This window comes from Micromonospora sp. NPDC049366, from assembly GCF_044466625.1.
GTDB lineage: Bacteria > Actinomycetota > Actinomycetes > Mycobacteriales > Micromonosporaceae > Micromonospora.
On record NZ_JBITMV010000022.1, the window covers coordinates 76954 to 94092 of the forward strand.

Sequence of the window (17139 nt, forward strand, 5' to 3'; positions counted from 1 at the left end):
CGTCGTCGCGCTCAGGCCGGAGGGCTGTCGCCGTGCTGCACGTGCGGCAACATCCGGGCGACGAGGGATCGGTGCTTGGCCTGCCGCTTGCGGGCCTTGGCGCGGTCGAGGGCGCTGACCGGACGCGGGAGCGGTTTGCTGTTGCCGGGCTTGCCGCCCTTGAGGGCCACGAGCACCCGGATGACCTCGTTGACCAGGTCGTAAAGGTCGGTGAGCCGCTCCATCTCCGGCGTCCACTCCGAGAGGCGCTGCCGCGGCGGCGCGCTCTTCGGGTTGGTGGCGAGCACCTGCTCCGCCCAGGCGTCGTCGGAGGCGAGCGCCTCGACGAAGTGGGAGTTGCGGGGCAGGTGGTCGATCAGGTTCAGCAGTCGGCGCCAGCGGCGCGACCGCCACTCCGTGCCCAGGTCGGTGCCCGGGTAGAAGCGGGGTAGGTCTGCCTCGATGGCCCGCCCGTACCTGGCGATCAGGCTGGCGAGCCGGCGGCTTCCCCCGGGCTCGTGAGCCCGTAGTGCTTCACGTACCGCTCCATCAGCTTGTTCATCTTCCAGCCGGGCATCTCGCTGGCGAAGAACGCCTCACGGTCGTCGGCCGGCAGGGCGAGGGTGATGAAGTACACCGGGTCGCGCTGGGCGATGAGCAGCCGCTGCCAGTCGATCTCCTGCGGGTCGCTGAGCAGGTAGCGGCGGCCCTTGTGGCGGAACGGAAACGGTCCCTTGGAGTCTTCACGCTCCAGGCTGTCCAGGTCGAGCGCGACGTTCGGCTCGTCCGTGACGGCGTCGGGGCTGTTCGGGGTCTCGTCGGTCATGAGCTGTGGGCTCCCTCTGCTGGGTAGGGCTACTTGCTGCTGCCGCCGCCGGCGGCCTGCTGCTTCTGGGCGGGGGTGGCGTCCGGCTGACGGGCCGGCTTCGCCGCGGGCTTCTCGGTCCAGCCGTCGAAGCGAAGGGCGACCGCGTCGGCGGGCGAGTACGCCGCCCGCTCCTTGCCGTCCTTCTCGAAGGTCTTCAGGGGGTAGGCGCTGCGCTGGCGGGCCATCGCGGACTCCTCGTGTTCGGGGTGTGGGCTGCGGTGGTGCACCGGGGCGGCCCGAGCCCACAGCGGGCCGCCCCGGCGGTCGTGGGCATGCGAAGAGGGGGCGACGGTGATCCGTCGCCCCCTCGATCGCGTGCGTCAGCTGGTGGCCTGGGTGATGCCCATGTCCGCGAGCAGCGCGAGCCAGCCCGGGCCGCCGAAGATCCAGCGGTGGCTGTAGCCGGCGTCGCTGTCGTCGAACCCGGTGAAGGTCATCGGGTACGAGATCGGGTCGTCGCCCTCGCCGTACTGCTGCTCGCCGAACTCCGTGATGCGGGCGTTCGGCATGTACCTCGCCAGGTAGATCTCGCCGTCGCTGGACTGGTCGACGAAGAGCCCGAGCACGTGGTAGTAGCGCGGGTTCGGCAAGGTCGGCTTCTCGATCGACACCTCGCCGGTCGTGACGGCGCCCTTCAGGTTGGCGGTGTCGACACCCGTGTACAGGCCGATCGTGAGCAGGGACGTCTGCTGTGCGACGACCTGCATGGTGATGGTGTCCCGGGTGATGTCCTCACGGGTCGGCTCGGTCGAGCCGAAGGACTGCACCTGCGACGACTCGGTGGTGCGGCCGAAGGTGGCACCCGCGGTGGACATCCACCCGAGGTCCTCCCACTCGGTCGGCAGGGTCACCAGGTCGGCGGTCGCGCCGGTGGTGAGGGTGGTGAGCAGCGCTGCGGACTTCGGCGCGATGAACACGGAGCCGTCGCGCGCCTTGCGGATCAGCTCCTGCTTCTTGTCCCGGAGTGCGGAGTACGGCATGCCGTGCCTTTCTGGGTCGAGGCATGAAAAAAGCCCCGACAAGGCGGGGCGGAGGGTGGAGTGGGCTTAGCTCGCGGCGTAGCGCCGCGAGACGACCTGGTACGTCGCGCCGATACGGCGCACGTCCGGCGCCCACGGCCGCTCGGCCGGGGCGCTCGTGCAGGTGATCCGGTCGAGCACCACGGGCCCGATGGCGTGTGGCTGGCCGGTGAGGAACTGGCGGACCCGCTCGGAGAGGGCCTCCGCGCCGCTGTCCCCGCCGTACGTGGCGGCGAAGACGTCGACCTCGACGCTGGCGTAGTCGTTGAAGCGGTCACTGCTGCCGCCGCGGCGGTAGACACGGATGAACGGCAGGACCTGCTGCAGGTTCTCCGGCGTCTGCGCGCCGGTGTGCCCGGCCCCACCGGCCAGCGGTTCCAGCAGGGCCGCGAGTGCGCGCTGTACGTCCGGGAACCGGCTCCAGGGCGCGGTCACTCCGGACTCAGCCGGTGGTCGAGGGAATGCAGGAAGTCCAGCGTGCGGCCCAGGATGTGTTGGCCTTCGGTGACGACCACGTCGCCGTTCTTGGTGGTCCGGACGCTGCCGAACTCGACCATGTTGGCGTGTGGGGCGCTGTTGGACAGGCGGGCCGCGATCCGGGTCAGCGGCCACTCCGGGGTGATGCCGTGCACCACCTTGACCTCGACCTCGAAGGAGTCCTGGTAGTGCTGGTGCTCCTCGTTGCTGCGCAGGCCGGTGGACAGGGTCTCGGCGAACGTCTTCGCCAGGTCGGCGTGGTCGGCGACCATCTGCCGGCACTCGGGTCCGACTGCGATGGCCTTCACGGTCTTGCGGTTGAGCTGGAACCTGAGCAGGCGCGCCACGGGACACCTCCCGTCAGCCGGTGACCTGCCGCAGCAGGATCACGACGCCTGCGCGGCCCCAGTCCTGCGGCTTGCCGGCTACCTCGTAGACGCCGCCGCGTACGCGGATGCGGTCCGTGGGCAGCACGTCGGTGCCGGGTGGGGCGTAGACGGTGGCGTCGCTGTCGACCTGCATCGCGGCCACGAGGTTCTCGGCGCTGGGACCGGGCGCGAACAGGCAGCCAGGCACGATCGTTTCCACGTCGGTGCCGGGCAGCGGATCCCCGAAGCCGTCCTTGGCGGGCGGCCGGATCACGGCGATGGTTACCTGGTCACCACCAAGGGCCATGGCGCAAGCCCTTCTGGTACTCGATGCTGTCGCCCCAGGTGTTGCTGGCCAGGCCCGGGCGGCCGATCACGACGCTGACGGGCAGAGCGCCCGCCTCGGCGGTGCCGGGCGTCATCAGCGCCAACTCGCTGTCGCTGACGACGAGCAGGCCGGCCGCCACGGTGGTGTCGTAGGTCCTCGAGAACGGACCGGTGGTTTCAGCGCGGAGGCCGTCCGGGTTGCGCAGCACGCGCAGCACCATGTTGATGACGGCCATCGCGGGCGCGTCCGCGCTGAGCTGCCCGCTGGCCACCCGGGCGGCCAGGTCGGGGAACTGCCCCCGCAGCATCTCCGACGCACGGCGTAGCAGCGCGGCCGTCAGGGTCTCCTGCGCGGGCGTCATGGTGCCGTACAGCTCGCCCACCTCGCCGACCGTCGCGAGCGGTGGCGGACCGTCGATCGACCGGGCCCGCACGAAGTACCGCTCCACTGCGGTCGCGGCTCCGGTCGCCCGGAACCGGGCTTCCCAGACACCAGCGACGGTCGGTAGAAGCGTCACCACGTACCGGCCGGGCTCGGTGGGCGATTCGGGCACTGGCGTGTCGGCAGTGACCGGCGTGCCGGCCGGGTCGATCCAGGTCACCGACACGGTGGCGTCTGCGGCGCTGGTGAAGGCGACTTCGACCTGGTCTCCGACGTCGACGACGCTCACCGGCACCCCTTTCCGAGCTGCCCCGCCCGGGGGTCAGGACGGGCCTGACCCCCGGGCGGGTGCGAGCTACTCGGCGTCGATCGCGCCCGCCTTCTCGGCGGCGGCGATGATGTCGTCGCGGGTGGCATCGTCGGCGAACTCCAGGCCGGCGGCCTTCGCGAAGGTCTGCCAGGCGTCGAGGCCGGAGCCCCGTCCGGACCGCGGCGGAGCCGGGACGCGGGCCGGCCCGTCACCCGAACCGGCCGGGGCCGGGGTCGGGTCGGGTGCCGGCGCGAAGGTGGGCGCCTGGCCGCCCTCCCATGCCTTGGGATTGGTGATGAGCCGAGCGATGTCGGCGGGCACGTCGTCGTCGGGGCCGTAGACCCCGCCGTGGACGTGCACGTATCCCTGCAGTCGTGCCATGTCAGGACCGCCGATCAGAGGACGTCGGCGACGAACAGCCGCCGGCCGTCCTCGATGACGGGCATGCCGACTGCGGCGACCTTGGTCCAGGTGCGGACCGGGTCGCCCTCCTTCATCACCACGCCGACGAGGCCGGGCAGCTGGGTGAACTCCAGGCTCGGGTTCTCGCCGGAGGCGAGGGCCAGGCCCTCGGCGGTGATGCCCCAGGCGGTGTAGCCGACGGGGCCCTGCGGCAGGTAGATCATCCGGTCGGTCGGGATCGGCCGGGCGCTGGCGCCGTCGACGTCGATCTGGGTGTTGTACTCCACGATCTGCGGCAGGTCGTGGGCGTCCAGGATCGCGTTGAGCTGCTGGCGGGTCAGGATCGGCGGGATGCCGTTGACGTTGCCGGCCATGGCGCGCAGCGTGTCGTTGCGCAGCAGGTGCCCCACGACACTGCGCGAGGTCAGCGCGTACGCGGGCTCCTCACCGGCGGTGTCGGTGTAGGTGTCGGCCCACGACCGCATCTCGGTCAGCGGGTCCGAGTCCGTGTAGTTGCTCCACACGGTTCCGGCGGTGACCTTGTTGCCGGCCGGGACGCCGAAGTCGGCCTCGATGGTGAGCCCGTTCTCGGTGATGGACACGATGCCGTCGGTGAGGACGTCGCCGCGGGCCAGCTCCATCCGCAGCAGGGTCGCGCGGGTGTTCAGCTCGGCCTCGTTGTAGACGGCCTCCACCAGGCGGGCGGTGTTGTCGCCACCGGAGCGCACGCGCTCCAGCTGCAGCTGCTCCTCCTCGCCGATGACGGTCTTCTGGCCGACGGGCGGGAGAGCGACGCGCTGCCGCTGGAAAGAATCACGCTTGCCGATGGGCGTTTCGGCATCGAATGCCCGGAACTTGGCCGCACGGTTGGTGCGGAACAGCGTGTTCCAGGCCACCTCGATGTCGCCGATGGTGCGGTCGGGCAGCCACCGGTTCAGGGTCAGGTTCGCCGGACCGGGCAGGTTCCGGACGTAGCCGGTCAGGACCGCCGGCTCCACGAGATCGAAGTCGATCATTTTTCAGGGGCTCCTCAGCGGTACTTGATCCAGCCGGCCAGGTCCGCCTTCGCGGCGGCGTCCAGGCCGTGGTTGGCGGGGAGCTTCGACTCCAGGACGAAGCCGTGCTCCAGCAGCGGCGCGCCCCGCTTGGGGCCGCCGGTCTTCATCCGCACGCTGTTGAAGAGGTGGCCGGCGGCGACCTCCTGGCCGTTGGCCAGCGCGTTGTTGTAGGGGCCGTAGAGGCCCGTCGCGGTCACCCGGGCGAGGACGGTGCCGGACTTGAGGACACCGTTCGGGAAGTGGGTGGCGGCGGTGAACAGAGCGGGATCGAGGGTGATGGTGCGGGTGGCGTCGGCGCCGTGTGCGGACGCGAGCCACGACCTGTCCTCCACCCCGAAGGACTCGGTACGGACAGTGATGTCCATAGTGGACAGTTCCTTTCAGCAGGAAGATGCGTGTGCGCCCAGCGCGCGGAGAGATGGCCTGCTACGCGGCGGGCTGGTTGGTGCTCGTCTGGCCGTGGCGCTGCAGGGCGAGCAGTCGGCCCGCTTCCAGCCCGGACGGCTTCGTGACGGTGGGGGTCCCCTGGCCCATGTCGAGCCGTGCGGCCGGCACGCCCGTGGCGGGCGCGGCGGCGGGGGCGGGAGTTGCCGGGGGCGCGGCCTGCGCCGGAGGCACGGCCGGGGCGGCCGGGGCGACGGGGGCGGCGACGGCGGCCCAGGCGTTCACCTTGTCGGTGTCGACCCGGAGCCCATCGGCGGTGAGGAACTGCTTGCGGTCCAGCGGGGAGATCAGCGCGGTGATCTGCGCCGTGTCCAGCCGGCCGTGCAGGGCCGCGGTCATGAACTGCTCGACCAGGGCGGCCCCGGACTCGTCCAGCGCGGCCCGACGGCCTTCGACGCGGGCGGCCTCGACGGCCCGCTCCTGCTCGCTCATGGCTGCCTGGCGCAGCTGGTCGGCCTCGGCGGCCTTGGCCTTCAGCTGCTCGTAGTCGGACATCGAGTTGGCGCGGGCCTCGTGCTTGCGGGCGTGGTAGCGCCAGTACGCGGCCTGCTGCGCGTCGTTCATCTGCGCCAGCGGCGTGTTCTCCGGGAATCCGTGCTCACCGTTGCCCGTGGCGGGCGCCGGGTTGGGCTGCGGAACCGGGGCGTTCGCCGGCGGCGTGGGCACCGGCGGCTGCGGGGTCGGCGCGGGCGGCGCGGGTGCGGGCGGGTTGGTCGCTGCCGGCGGCTCACCGATCGGCTGCGATCCGCCCATGACGGGCCAGATCGGCTGCGGACCGGTCTCCCCCACACGCGGCTTGCGCCAACCGATGGCGGCCAGGCCGGTGCGGGCGTGGATGGGCAGGCTGATGTGCATGATCTCCCCATGTCGGGTTGGTCGGATAAGCGCCCATGCCGGGCATGAAAAAACCCGCCTCTAAGGGCGGGTGGTCTATGTGTTTGCGCTGGTCAGGTTGCGTGGTCACCTCGGCCGCAGCGGGTGCAGTACCAGCAGCCCGGCACGCAACCCCGGCCCAGGCCGGCGGCGAGGCGGTGCCCCACGACGAGGCAGATCAGGTCCAGCAGCAGCCGGACCATTCGGACCCGTACGGTCATCCCCGCTGCTCCGCGCTCGGCTTCCAGCCGTTGCGGGTGCGTTCGCGGATCACCCAGTCGCAGATGCGGGCGCGGGCGGCGGCCGGCCAGAGACCGGAGGCGACGGCCATGTCGGACACGTCGACGGCGGACCCGTAGACCCGGCCGCGGTTGCCGGCCTTGGTGGGGAGGCCGCGCGGGGCTTCCCAGGCGGCCGACCAGGACTCGCGCTTGCGCCACCGCTTGCGGCCGTACGCCCGGCGCTGCAGTTGCAGCACCACGGGGTGCTGCTCACCGTCGGGCAGGTACACGGTCTCGGTGACCTTCGCGCCAACGTCGGCGTACGCGTACCGCTTCGGCCCGAGCAGGAGCGTGCGCGGGTCGATCTGCAGGTTGCCGCGCTGCCAGCGCGGGTCGGAGGCGGACGAACTGTCGCGGCGGGCCCAGAGCTTCCACCAGATCCGGCCGGCGAACGCTTCGAGCTCGATCACTCGGGACTCGTAGCCGGTCGGGTTGAGGCGCCGTTGCAGCCAGGTGCCGAACCGCTCGGTGTGCAGGTACAGGGACCCCCACCAGAGGTGCAGCGCTGCGGCGAGGGTGTGCTCCGACCCGGCGTTGCCGACCTTCAGGGAGAACCCCACGATCCGGATGTCCTTGTGGCCGACGGCGACCTCACCGCCGATCGAACCGGTCGACGACTTCGGCAGCGGGCCCGGCACCTGCCGGGGCGCGCCGAACCCGGCCGCATCGGCTTGGGCGTCGTCGACGCCGTCGGGCTGGCCAGCGGACCACGGCCCGGTGTAGCGGTCGCCGATGTTCCATCGCTGCGCGTTCAGGCTGCCCTGCGGCTCGCCGCGTACCCCGCACCGGTCGCACACGACCCACCGGGCGGGGGTGTCGTGGCGGCTGACGGCCTGAGTGCCGTCGACGACGGGCCGGTGCCCGAGGAGCCGGCAGGCGAGCATCAGCCGGGGCAGGCTGTGCACCCAGAAGCCGCGGTGCAGGCGGGGTGAGCGCTTGCCGTCACGCTCGCGGTAGTTGATGGAGAACGCGTACATGGCTCACCGCACCTGCGCGTGGCGCCGCTCCGCAGCGGTCCACTGCTGCAGGAAGGTCCCGTTGGTCACGGTGGCCGGCTGGCTGAAGTGGTGGGTTACCTGGTCGCGGGCGGCGACGTGCTCGTTGAGCCGGTTGCCGATCACTTGGTCGAGCTGCGTGACGACGTCCGTGATGAACTCCGCCGGCATCGTGCTCTCGACGATCTCGACGCGACGGTCGACCACGAGGCCGTCCTGCGCACCGCAGTGCAGCGCGAAGGCCCGGAACCTCTCCGCGGCCTTGTCGGCTTCGCTGTCGGTGGCCTCGGCGGCGAGGCCCTCCCCGTATTCGTCGAGGACGAGCGCGAAGCGGGGAACGTCGTGGCCGTCGGCGACGTCGTCGGGCAGGTGCAGGACCTGGATACGCATAGGTAGTGGGCTCCAAGCTGGGGACGCTGGGGATGTGGAGAGGGCCGGCCGGCGTGCATCCCCTCACCCCGGCCGGCCCGGTCTGTGGTGGCCGGCTACACGCCGGCCATCTGGGCGCGAACCTCGTCGATGATTCGGTCGAGGTAGTCGATGGCGGGCGCGAGTCGCGTCTCGCCTGCCTCGTACCTGCGGCGCGCGTTGTCGGCTTGCCTGAGCAGGCCTGGTAGCCGTTCCTCGGGCGTGAGGATCCGCCCCAGGCGGGACTGCTCGACCGCCTGCCGGGCGCTGCGCCGGGACTTCCGCGTGCGGACGCTCTGCGGTGCTTCGGCGAGGATCGGGCCGAGCTCGCCGTCTTCGGTGATGACCGCGCGCACGTACTTCAGCGCGCCGCCCTGCCGCTTCCCGCCGCCGGTGCTGCCAGCCGCCTTGTACAGCCGGTCCAGGTCCTCGCGGTTGAGCTGGAACCCGGGGTCCGCGGCGCTGCCGACGGGCACGACGATGCAGTGGCAGTTGTTGTGGATGGCCTTCAGGTCCCGCTTCCGGTAGATCCGGTCAGCGGCGACGATGCACAGGCCACACGAGCCGCCCTTGGACAGCTCGGGCCGCAGCACCCGCCGCCACCCGATCGCGTCCGTCTCCGGCACGCGGCCCATCACCACGTACTCCTGCTGCTGCGCAGCCAGGGAGATGTCCGTTTCCGCGAGCGCCCGGGCCCGCGCCAGCGCGGCCTCCCGCGCACGGGCGAGGTGCTCGCCGTTGGACACCCGCCACCGGTACTCGGCGGCGACCCGGGAGTACACCTCGACCATGTCCGCCGGCCGGGCGACCTGCCGCAGCCGGTCGCGGGTGCGAATCACAGGCAGGTCGTCCACCGGTTCGGCCGGCGCCCGGTCGGGCCGGGATTCGATGCTCTCGCCCGGCTCACGGAACAGCCGGTCTACGTCCAGGTCGCCGTCGGGGATGATCTCCTCGTCGGCGACCTCGTCGATGACGTCGAGCAGGTCCTCGGTCAGCTCCCGCCGCAACCGGGTGACGTCCACCGCGCCGATCGGCCGGTACGGCCGCCCGGTCATGGTGGTGAGCACCCGCGACAGGTACGCGTCGGTCACTTCAGCCATGCGCCGCTGCGCCGGCTGGACGATCCGCAGCGCCTGCAGCGCGGCGAGGATGACCTCCAGCCCGTCGTACCAGTCGTGCAGGGCACGGAACGCGGCGACCACGCCGCCGGCGGCCAGGTCGACCAACTGCTGCCGGATCGCGGCTTGGGTCTGCACCAGGGCGTAGACGGCGGCGAGTTCGGCTGCGGTGAGCTGACCGTCGGCGGTGGGCATGTCACCTCACCCCCGCGTTACCTCCGGAAGGCCGGGGCAGGCCCTGCAACGGGTCCGCGAGCGGGTCGGCCGGCGTGGGCACCTGCGGCGCGTTGGCCGCCGCGGCGGCCGGCGTCGGCCGCTGGCCGGGCCGGCCCGTCGGCGGGCCCTGCGGCGCCAGGTCGGTGCCGGCGAGCGCGGCGGCCTGCGCGGCCAACTGCGCCTCGAACAGCATCTCGTCGGCCCGCTCGACTGCCATTCGGTCGATGTCACCGGGCCGGAACTCCCAGATGGTCGCCATGCGGGTCCGCCACGGGATATCAGTGGCCTTGGTAGCCGCGTCCGCGCGCTCTTGAAGCGACAGCCGCTGCGGGGAACGCCAGAGGACCTCCAGGCTCGCGAGGTCAGCGCGGTCGCGCTGCCCAACCTCCTCAAACGCGAGGCTCATCACCCACGCCCACGGGTGACTGGTGCGAGTGATCCTGTCTTCGCACTTGAAGACCAGGTCCTCGCGCTGCGCGTTCGCGCCCTCCGCGCTCTGGTTCTGACCGGACGGCATGAACTGCGACATCGGGGTCTTCGACACCGCGCTGAGCGTCTGGATATCGTCCTTGGCCTCCTGGAGGATGCCGTCCAGGTTGACCTGCCCGGACTCCCAGATATCAGCGCTGGCCGGCAGCAGCCACAGCGCCGCCGGGTCCATGGTGAAGACCTCGGAGTAGTCGATCGTCTGCCCAGCCTTCGGGTGCCCCGCCGGGTAGGTCGTCGGCACGCCCTTGACCGCGCGCTGCTTGTACGCCTGCAGCGTGCTGATCGTCATGCGGTGCAGGATCACGTTGTTGATCCGGTTGAGCAGGTCGATGTGCTCTTCGAACTCGCCCCGGCCGTCCTCGTTGAGGAACCGGACCACCGGCATCCGGCCGTGCGTCAGCTGCTGCCCGGCCGCGCCTCCCCGCTCGGTGTCCCAGTCCCAACTGCGTGGGTCGAACGACAACATCAGCGACGACAACGCCCGGCCGGGTGTCCGGTCAGTCGGCGCCCACCCCACCATTCCGAGCTGGTTGCGGCGGGTCGCCACGAACACCTGCCCGGGCAGGTACACGTACGCGCGGTCGACGCCTTCGACGTCGTCGTGCACGACCTTCAGCGCCGCCTGCAGCCGCCACGGGATCGCAGGGTCCGGCTCCCCGACCATCGTGCGGGGATCCTCGGCGGTGATGACAGGCGCTCCGGTCTCCGCGTCGACGGGCCCGACGATGACGTAGGCCTCGCCCATCGTGAGCATCAGCTTGTGCAGGTCGGTCGAGCGGACGTCCATGCCCGCGCGCTTCCACAGCGCCGCGGCGTCGGCGTCACCGGTCTCGTCGTCGTCGACGGCTGTGCGGAACCCGGTCGGCGTCATCCGCTGCGCGACCGCGTTGACGATCAGGCCGGCGAAGTTGCTCCGGCTCTGCTTCAGGAAGATCCGGAAGGATTCCCGGGCGGCTTCCAGCCCGTCGGGCAGCGGCGCCTCACCGCGACCGAAGTCGAACAGCAACTGCAGCCGGTTGCGGCGCTCACGGTCTGCGAGCTGGCTGAACAAGCGGTGCAGCCACCACCCTGGGGAGCGTCGCTGACTGACGTCGATCGCCACCGACACCCCCTCTCGGGTCAGCCCCTACGGGCGGTCCGGTCCTGAAAGCGCAGCTCGACGAAACGCTCCAGCGCCCGGGCACACGGGCGATGACGGATCGGCCGCCCGGCGTGCCAGCGGGCCGAGCACAGCGGGCACCAGCCAGGCACCTCGATGCTGTCGTCGGCGAAGCCGGGGTGGCACTCGATGAGGCGGCGGCGGTCCCACCAGCTCAGCGCGATGTCCCACGCCGCCGGCAGCGGCACGTACATGTCGAACGCGTTGCGGATCCCGTAGCGCGCGCTCTGCAGCTCGTCGATCAGCGCCCACCACAGCCAGTCGCGAGGCCGGCCCGCCCCGTACGCCCGGCCCCGCTCGGCGAGGATCCGGCCGCGGCGGCGGTACTCCCGGTAGCGGCGAAGAACGATCACCCGGCACCTCCGTTCAGCGGACGCGCACGGGCACGAAGCCACCATCGTCGCCGCCGACACCGGCCGCGACGCAGTCGCCGCGCGCCTCGTAGCTGAGCACGGCAGCCATGGCCCCATCGATCTTCTTCGAGCTTTTTGGGTAATCCTTCGAGATGGTGATGCCCGCCCGGCCCACCCGGCGGCGAGCATTAAGCAGGTGAGTGCGCAGGGTCGACGCCCGGGCCTTCGCGTCCTCGTCGTCGAGGGCGTAGTCCGGCGTGTAGCTGACCGATAGGGCACGTACGGCCTCGTAGAACCGCTCCAGCGCGGACACGATCGCCCGGGGCCGGTTGGTCCACCACTCCAGGGGCTTGCCCTGGGTGGCCTTGACCTGCATCTGCTCCCCGTACTCCGCCGTCCACTTGTCGCAGAGCTCCTGCATGTACGGCGGATCCATGTAGAACGCGGCCACCCGGAAGCGGGCCATGGCCTTCGCCACCGCCGCGTCGACCGCGATGGTGTCAACTCGCCAGTCGTCGCCGTGGTAGTCGGCCGGCTTCTGCCAGAACCCGAGCAGTTCCAGGTGCCCGTCGGAGATGCGGCAGCCGACGAGCGCGACGGCATCATCCCGGACGGCGCCGTCCAGGCCGAGGGTGACGAGGTCCCCGTCGACGAGATGCTTGTCCGGGGAGGCACACGCGGCCCACTCCTGGGCGGTAAGCCACGCGTCGCTTGCGCTGGTCTGCGCGTTCAGGAAGTAACGCCGCGAGTCCGCGACCTGCTTACGCGGGTCGTAGAACTCGTCGATGATCGCTTCGATGTCCTGCCAGGCAATCGCCTCGCCGAACGCCTCTTCGATCGCCTTGCGCAGCTGGTCGGCCTTGGTCAGGTCGCTGCACTCGCCCCAGCGGTGGTCATACAGCAGCCGGTGCCGCCGCGTGCGGCCTTCCTTGATCGCCTCGGCCAGCTCGAAGGTGCTCTCCGCGACGCTGTTCTCCCCGGGGGCGAACATGGTCGTGGTTTCGAGGTACCAGGTGCCCTCGGACTTCCGCTTGAGCAGGTTACGGGTGACGGTCTCGTACATCCGCCGCAGCTCAGGCGTGTTGTAGATGTGCGTCTCATCGAGCGCCACGAATGTTTCGAGCCCGCCGTCCTTACTGGCAGAACTGGCTGTACTGGGGCGAATCTCCCCACCACCGGGCAAATACACCCGAGTCAGGCCAGCGTCAACACCAGGGACCTGCGAGAGCGGGCACTCGTCGTCGGTGAGGTTGTAGTAGATGGAGTCGTAGATGTTGCCGGTCTGGCCCTCTTCCGTGGCCATGATCCGGACCATCGGGTACGCCACCGGCTTGCCCATCGGCTCGCCCGGCTCGTACCGGTACACGAACCCGAGCCCCCACGGATCCCGGTAGACCTCGCCGCCCTTCGCCCATCCGGCGAACCGGCACGGGCCGAGGGCCTCGAACAGCGCGAACCGGGCGGCCAGCCCGGACTTGTCGCAGCCCTTCGGCCGCGAGAAGAACACCGAGTCGTAGGGCGAGCGCCCGTTCTCGTCGAGCGCGTAGCAGTCGACGACGAAGCCCATCATCTCGTCGCCGTGCACGATCGGCAGGCCAATGACGCCGCCGCGGCCGTGCCGGACGAAGAACTCCATCCAGGCGTTCGCGAGCCATCCCAAGCTGCGCGTGCGGGTGGTGCCGGGGGCGCGCACCAGAGTGCGCGGCACGGGTCAGCCCGCCGCTACGCGCGCGCGCCGCGAGTCGATCCCGATGACGTTCCCACCGCCCTGCGCGACCGGCGCCGTCCCGGGCGTCGTCTCCTCGTCTGTCTCGTCGACCGGCTCGACGTACCGGATCAGCAGCTTCCGCCGCGCCTCCCGCGTCGTGCCCATCTGGTCCTCGCGCCGGCGGATCTCCGTGCTCTTCGTCGAGTGCACGACGCCGCCGTGGTACTCCATCCACCAGTCGTTCTTCATGTACGCCGTCTCCAGCGCGAACACCCAGTCGGACGGCTCCCAGAGCGCGCAGTGCGGCATCTTCCGCACCTGCTCCCACCACGCCTCCACCTCGGGCAGCCACTTCGGGCCGCCGCGCCTCGGCTTCGGCAGGTCCAGCGACGGACCCTCGTACGGCAGGTTGACGACCTCGGTCCAGTCCCCCGAGGGGGCGCGGCCGTGCTTGTTGGCCTTGGCGGCCGGGCCGGGCTTGGCCATGCTGATCAACTCCCATGTCGGGAAGGGAGCAGCAGCACCCCCATGCCGGGGACGGCCGCTCGCGAGAAGTGCAGAAGGGTCAGAACTCGACGACCGGCGTGGGCGCGATGAGCGGCACCTCGTCCAGGGCGTCGCCCTCGATCACCACGTGCAGCACCTGCGGGTCGTCGGACACGAACATCCGCGCGACGCGGATGCCGTGGGGCAGCCGCAGCGCGGTGGCAAGCTGCGGAATCGAGATGCGGAGCTGCGCTCGCCGCGACGTCTCGGGCGCCAGTTCGCGGGTCAGATCCAGGCAGGTCGAGCAGTCGCGGTGGGCTTCGACGACGGCGGGCTGCAGAAGGATGCTGCGCATCGCCGTGGCCGGATCGGTCCGCAGGTCGGCGTGGACTTCGTCAGGGTCGAAAGGGCTGTACCTCTTGCCGTCTCTCACCACTCGACCGCTCACACCGACTCGCTTGCGGGCCGGAGGACCTCCAGCCAGACGGGTGGCTCGGAGTAGCGGTCGCGGCGGCACGCGATCGTGGCCGCGCGACGCACCGCGCTCTCCGGGTGCCATTCGGTTTCGTCGAGCAGTGCGTCCAGTGCGCCCATCGCCGGGCCTTCGCCGGAGCCGAGCGCGGCGCGGCCGTCAGGGTGCGCGCAGGCGGTGGAGTGGCCGATCGACCAGAGCCGGCCGTCCCAGCCGAGCAGCACGCCGCCGTCCATCTTCCCGTCGTCGACCAGGCCAGCCTGGCTGGCGATCTCGCTGATCGCGCACGCGACGGCATGTGCCCACGCGTTGACGTCCTCGCCCGGCTGTGGCACGCCGTCGATCTTCAGGCTCGCCGCGATGCAGCCGGGCAACCCGCCGGAGCCGCAGACGCCGATCAGCACCTCGCCACCCTCACCTGCGGGCATGCGCAGCAGCTTCCGGATGCCGCCGATGATCGGACGCTCGTAGACGTTGGTGGCGCTGTCGGCCGCCATGTAGACGGTGCCGTTGACTGCGGCTGCGACTACGGTCGTCACCCGCACCTCCTTGGGGATGGGTCGGAACTACAGCAGTCCCGGGTGCTTCTCCGGTGGCCGGCGCTCACGCGGTCGGGCCGCGGCGCCCTCTCGCCCGCTCTTCGAGCTGTGATGTCCCGGGCAGAGCCACTGGAGGTTGGCGAGAGAGTCGTCATCGCCAGGGGTGACGTGGTCGCAGTCCCGGCCAGCGAGCGGGCACCGGCGCCCGTCGTCGTCGACGTGTTCGCACCGGCCGCCCGCACGGTCGCGCACTTCGGCGCGGAGCTGCTCCCAGTTCGGTGGCAGCCGCTTGCGGCGGGTGCTTCCCGCCCACTTCCCCGACATCGCCACCCCCTCGTCGTGCCGAGCCGGCGCAGCGTCAGGCAGCCGCCGGGAGGTGGAAGGGAGTACGCGGCGGGCAGCTCTCCTGCGGGGCCGCCCCGGTGCTCGGCGCCTGCCGACCCTCGCGCGCGTGCGCGCGAGAAGGAGAAGGAGTCGCTCGGAGCTGGGTCGCGGACCTCTTGCTGCCGCGCCGCGAGTTTGGGTTGCGCGCGGTGTCACGCTCGGCGTCGAGGATGTCCCCGAGCCGGTAGAGCAGGTTGCCGTTCGGGAGGCGCTTGACGGTCAGGTGCTGACGCGCTCCATCGGCGTTCAACCACCCTCGGGCGTGCCACTTGCCGATCGCGTCGGCGCTCACGCGCGTCACGATCGCGGCCTGGGCGCGGGTCAGGTAGGCGTCGCGGTTGATACGCATCTGCACCTCCCCCGCGTACGACGAAGCCCCAGACCATCGCTGGCCTGGGGCTTCACCCGCCGTGTGGATACAGATCACCCGTGCGGCCACGATGACACGAAGATCGTCAGGGGGCAAAAGCACCCGAAAATTCGGCACTCGAAGTTTTCGAACCTGCACGCGCCGCGAGGCCCAGAACGTACCGGTGCCCTCGCGCATGCGCGCGGGGGTCCCCCCCTACCCCTACGCGGGCACGAGCCGTGATGATCATGGGACATGCGGCCTGACCTGCGGTTTTGCAAGATCGATTTGACAGACCGGCCGGTCGTTTGACACCTTGGCGGCTCAACGTTGTTCGGACGGTCCGAACGACACCCGACCGATGGAGGCACACACCATGGCTCGCACCGCTACCCGCACCGCCCGCACCGCCACCGCCACCGCCAAGGCGGCCACCCCGACGCTGGCCCGCACCGCCGACGGGGGCGTGATCCTGACCGGTCTGCCGTTCCACATTGACGGGGTCGGCCGCACGTTCCTCGTGATGGGCGGGAAGGGTCTCGGCTGGACCCACGACAAGGCGGCGGGCGGCTGGGTGTCCGCCACCCCGGGCGCGGCGGCTGAGTGCCTGGCCACGTGGGCGGACAAGAACGTGGAGATCATCGATCTCACGGGGCGCGCCCCCGCCAAGGCGGCCACCGCCAAGGCGACCGGCACCCGCACCGCCACCGCCAAGGCGGCCAGCGCACCCGCCAAGGCGGCCACCGCCAAGGCAGACGCCACGCTCGCCGAGATCATCCGCACCGCGCTCGCCAAGGCGGACGTTCCCGCCGACGTGGTCGCCGAAATCATCGGGCACGCGGAAACGGTCGCGTCCCGCACCGCCAAGGCGGCCACCGCCAAGGCGACCGGCACCCGCACCGCCAAGGCGGCCACCGCCAAGACGACCGGCACCCGCACCGCCAAGGCGGCCACCGCCAAGGCGACCATGCGCGCCAAGATGGACGACGACGGGGCGCGGCGATTCGGGTTGATCGCTGGCATTCCGGTCAAGGCTGCCGCAAAGGCGGTGCGGCAGGCTATCGCTGCGGACGTCCGCAACGGGGGCGTGTGCGCCGGGGCGGCGTGGCACGTGATGACGGACCGGGCCGCCCGCGCGATCATGGTTCACCGCGTGGCGGATGACGCGCGCCCCGCCGGGGCGGAGATTGACGCGATCGTTGCCGGGGCGGTGGCCACGCTCGCCTGACACACGGGGGCGCGTCCCACACGGGGCGCGCCCCCGCTAGCGCTACCCACACGGGGGCGCGTCCCACACGGGGCGCGCCCCTTTTTCGTGCCCGCTGGCCGCCCCTCCAGCCGCCCGCTGGCGCGCCCCTCCAGCCGCCCGCTGGCCGCCCGCTGGCCGCCCCCACGCGCGCCCCTCCAGCCGCCCGCTGGCCGCCCGCTGGCCGCCCCCACGCGCGCCCCTCCAGCCGCCCGCTGGCCGCCCCTACGCGCGCCCCTCCAGCCGCCCGCTGGCCGCCCGCTGGCCGCCCCTACGCGCGCCCCTCCAGCCGCCCGCTGGCCGCCCGCTGGCCGCCCCCACGCGCGCCCCTCCAGCCGCCCCCACGCGCGCCCCTCCAGCCGCCCGCTGGCCGCCCCTACGCGCGCCCCTCCAGCCGCCCGCTGGCCGCCCGCTGGCCGCCCCTACGCG

24 protein-coding genes are annotated in these 17139 nt (G+C 71.5%); 1 reads left to right on the forward strand and 23 read right to left on the reverse strand.

What is annotated here, in order from left to right; genetic code table 11:
- Window positions 1–11 precede the first annotated feature (11 nt).
- From ACIBTV_RS27225 to ACIBTV_RS27335, 23 genes are all read right to left on the reverse strand, one after another.
- On the reverse strand, window positions 12–287 hold the full coding sequence (locus ACIBTV_RS27225) for a hypothetical protein (protein ID WP_396709365.1): 276 nt from the start codon (window positions 285–287) through the stop codon (window positions 12–14).
- A gap of 176 nt (window positions 288–463) precedes the next feature.
- On the reverse strand, window positions 464–805 hold the full coding sequence (locus ACIBTV_RS27230; RefSeq protein WP_396709367.1) for a hypothetical protein: 342 nt from the start codon (window positions 803–805) through the stop codon (window positions 464–466).
- A 29-nt stretch (window positions 806–834) separates the two neighbouring features.
- A complete protein-coding gene (locus tag ACIBTV_RS27235; RefSeq protein ID WP_396709369.1) occupies window positions 835–1032 on the reverse strand; it encodes a hypothetical protein in 198 nt (65 codons plus the stop codon).
- Window positions 1033–1167: 135 nt separating this feature from the next.
- Window positions 1168–1827 carry a hypothetical protein gene (locus ACIBTV_RS27240; protein ID WP_396709371.1) on the reverse strand — a complete coding sequence of 220 codons (660 nt, stop codon included), beginning with the start codon at window positions 1825–1827 and terminating at the stop codon, window positions 1168–1170.
- A 66-nt stretch (window positions 1828–1893) separates the two neighbouring features.
- A complete protein-coding gene (locus ACIBTV_RS27245) occupies window positions 1894–2301 on the reverse strand; it encodes a hypothetical protein (RefSeq protein ID WP_396709373.1) in 408 nt (135 codons plus the stop codon).
- The gene (locus ACIBTV_RS27250; protein WP_396709375.1) at window positions 2298–2690 is read right to left on the reverse strand and encodes a hypothetical protein; all 393 of its coding nucleotides are present in this window, start codon (window positions 2688–2690) and stop codon (window positions 2298–2300) included. Before ACIBTV_RS27250 ends, ACIBTV_RS27245 begins: the two co-directional genes overlap by 4 nt.
- A 13-nt stretch (window positions 2691–2703) precedes the next feature.
- The gene (locus ACIBTV_RS27255) at window positions 2704–3018 is read right to left on the reverse strand and encodes a hypothetical protein (RefSeq protein WP_396709377.1); all 315 of its coding nucleotides are present in this window, start codon (window positions 3016–3018) and stop codon (window positions 2704–2706) included.
- The gene (locus ACIBTV_RS27260; RefSeq protein WP_396709379.1) at window positions 3002–3709 is read right to left on the reverse strand and encodes a hypothetical protein; all 708 of its coding nucleotides are present in this window, start codon (window positions 3707–3709) and stop codon (window positions 3002–3004) included. The genes ACIBTV_RS27255 and ACIBTV_RS27260 overlap by 17 nt, the downstream gene beginning before the upstream one ends.
- A 66-nt stretch (window positions 3710–3775) precedes the next feature.
- Window positions 3776–4111 (reverse strand): hypothetical protein, encoded by a 336-nt coding sequence (locus tag ACIBTV_RS27265; RefSeq protein WP_396709381.1) that lies wholly within the window; start codon window positions 4109–4111, stop codon window positions 3776–3778.
- 14 nt (window positions 4112–4125) lie between these two features.
- Window positions 4126–5148, reverse strand: a complete 1023-nt coding sequence (locus tag ACIBTV_RS27270) for a major capsid protein (RefSeq protein ID WP_396709383.1) — start codon at window positions 5146–5148, stop codon at window positions 4126–4128.
- 14 nt (window positions 5149–5162) lie between these two features.
- Window positions 5163–5555 carry a head decoration protein gene (locus ACIBTV_RS27275; RefSeq protein ID WP_396709385.1) on the reverse strand — a complete coding sequence of 131 codons (393 nt, stop codon included), beginning with the start codon at window positions 5553–5555 and terminating at the stop codon, window positions 5163–5165.
- 61 nt (window positions 5556–5616) lie between these two features.
- The gene (locus ACIBTV_RS27280) at window positions 5617–6489 is read right to left on the reverse strand and encodes a hypothetical protein (protein ID WP_396709387.1); all 873 of its coding nucleotides are present in this window, start codon (window positions 6487–6489) and stop codon (window positions 5617–5619) included.
- 92 nt (window positions 6490–6581) lie between these two features.
- Entirely contained in the window at window positions 6582–6728 is a 147-nt protein-coding gene (locus ACIBTV_RS27285) for a hypothetical protein (RefSeq protein WP_396709388.1), read from the reverse strand.
- The gene (locus ACIBTV_RS27290; RefSeq protein ID WP_396709390.1) at window positions 6725–7765 is read right to left on the reverse strand and encodes a hypothetical protein; all 1041 of its coding nucleotides are present in this window, start codon (window positions 7763–7765) and stop codon (window positions 6725–6727) included. Before ACIBTV_RS27290 ends, ACIBTV_RS27285 begins: the two co-directional genes overlap by 4 nt.
- Window positions 7766–7768: 3 nt before the next feature.
- Window positions 7769–8173 carry a hypothetical protein gene (locus tag ACIBTV_RS27295; RefSeq protein WP_396709392.1) on the reverse strand — a complete coding sequence of 135 codons (405 nt, stop codon included), beginning with the start codon at window positions 8171–8173 and terminating at the stop codon, window positions 7769–7771.
- 95 nt (window positions 8174–8268) lie between these two features.
- The gene (locus tag ACIBTV_RS27300) at window positions 8269–9504 is read right to left on the reverse strand and encodes a hypothetical protein (RefSeq protein ID WP_396709394.1); all 1236 of its coding nucleotides are present in this window, start codon (window positions 9502–9504) and stop codon (window positions 8269–8271) included.
- Window position 9505: 1 nt separating this feature from the next.
- The gene (locus ACIBTV_RS27305) at window positions 9506–11116 is read right to left on the reverse strand and encodes a phage portal protein (protein ID WP_396709396.1); all 1611 of its coding nucleotides are present in this window, start codon (window positions 11114–11116) and stop codon (window positions 9506–9508) included.
- A 17-nt stretch (window positions 11117–11133) separates the two neighbouring features.
- A complete protein-coding gene (locus tag ACIBTV_RS27310; protein ID WP_396709398.1) occupies window positions 11134–11526 on the reverse strand; it encodes a hypothetical protein in 393 nt (130 codons plus the stop codon).
- Between the two features lie 13 nt (window positions 11527–11539).
- Entirely contained in the window at window positions 11540–13234 is a 1695-nt protein-coding gene (locus ACIBTV_RS27315) for a hypothetical protein (protein WP_396709400.1), read from the reverse strand.
- A gap of 3 nt (window positions 13235–13237) precedes the next feature.
- Window positions 13238–13720, reverse strand: coding sequence for a hypothetical protein (locus ACIBTV_RS27320; RefSeq protein ID WP_396709402.1), 483 nt, complete (start codon window positions 13718–13720; stop codon window positions 13238–13240).
- Between the two features lie 79 nt (window positions 13721–13799).
- Window positions 13800–14168: a hypothetical protein gene (locus tag ACIBTV_RS27325; RefSeq protein ID WP_396709403.1), complete on the reverse strand. Its 369-nt coding sequence runs from the start codon at window positions 14166–14168 to the stop codon at window positions 13800–13802.
- On the reverse strand, window positions 14165–14731 hold the full coding sequence (locus ACIBTV_RS27330; RefSeq protein ID WP_396709405.1) for a hypothetical protein: 567 nt from the start codon (window positions 14729–14731) through the stop codon (window positions 14165–14167). Before ACIBTV_RS27330 ends, ACIBTV_RS27325 begins: the two co-directional genes overlap by 4 nt.
- Before the next feature lie 358 nt (window positions 14732–15089).
- Window positions 15090–15464 (reverse strand): hypothetical protein, encoded by a 375-nt coding sequence (locus ACIBTV_RS27335; RefSeq protein ID WP_396709407.1) that lies wholly within the window; start codon window positions 15462–15464, stop codon window positions 15090–15092.
- A 376-nt stretch (window positions 15465–15840) separates the two neighbouring features.
- Here ACIBTV_RS27335 and ACIBTV_RS27340 point away from each other — a divergent pair, with 376 nt between their 5' ends.
- On the forward strand, window positions 15841–16692 hold the full coding sequence (locus ACIBTV_RS27340; protein ID WP_396709408.1) for a hypothetical protein: 852 nt from the start codon (window positions 15841–15843) through the stop codon (window positions 16690–16692).
- Window positions 16693–17139 lie beyond the last annotated feature (447 nt).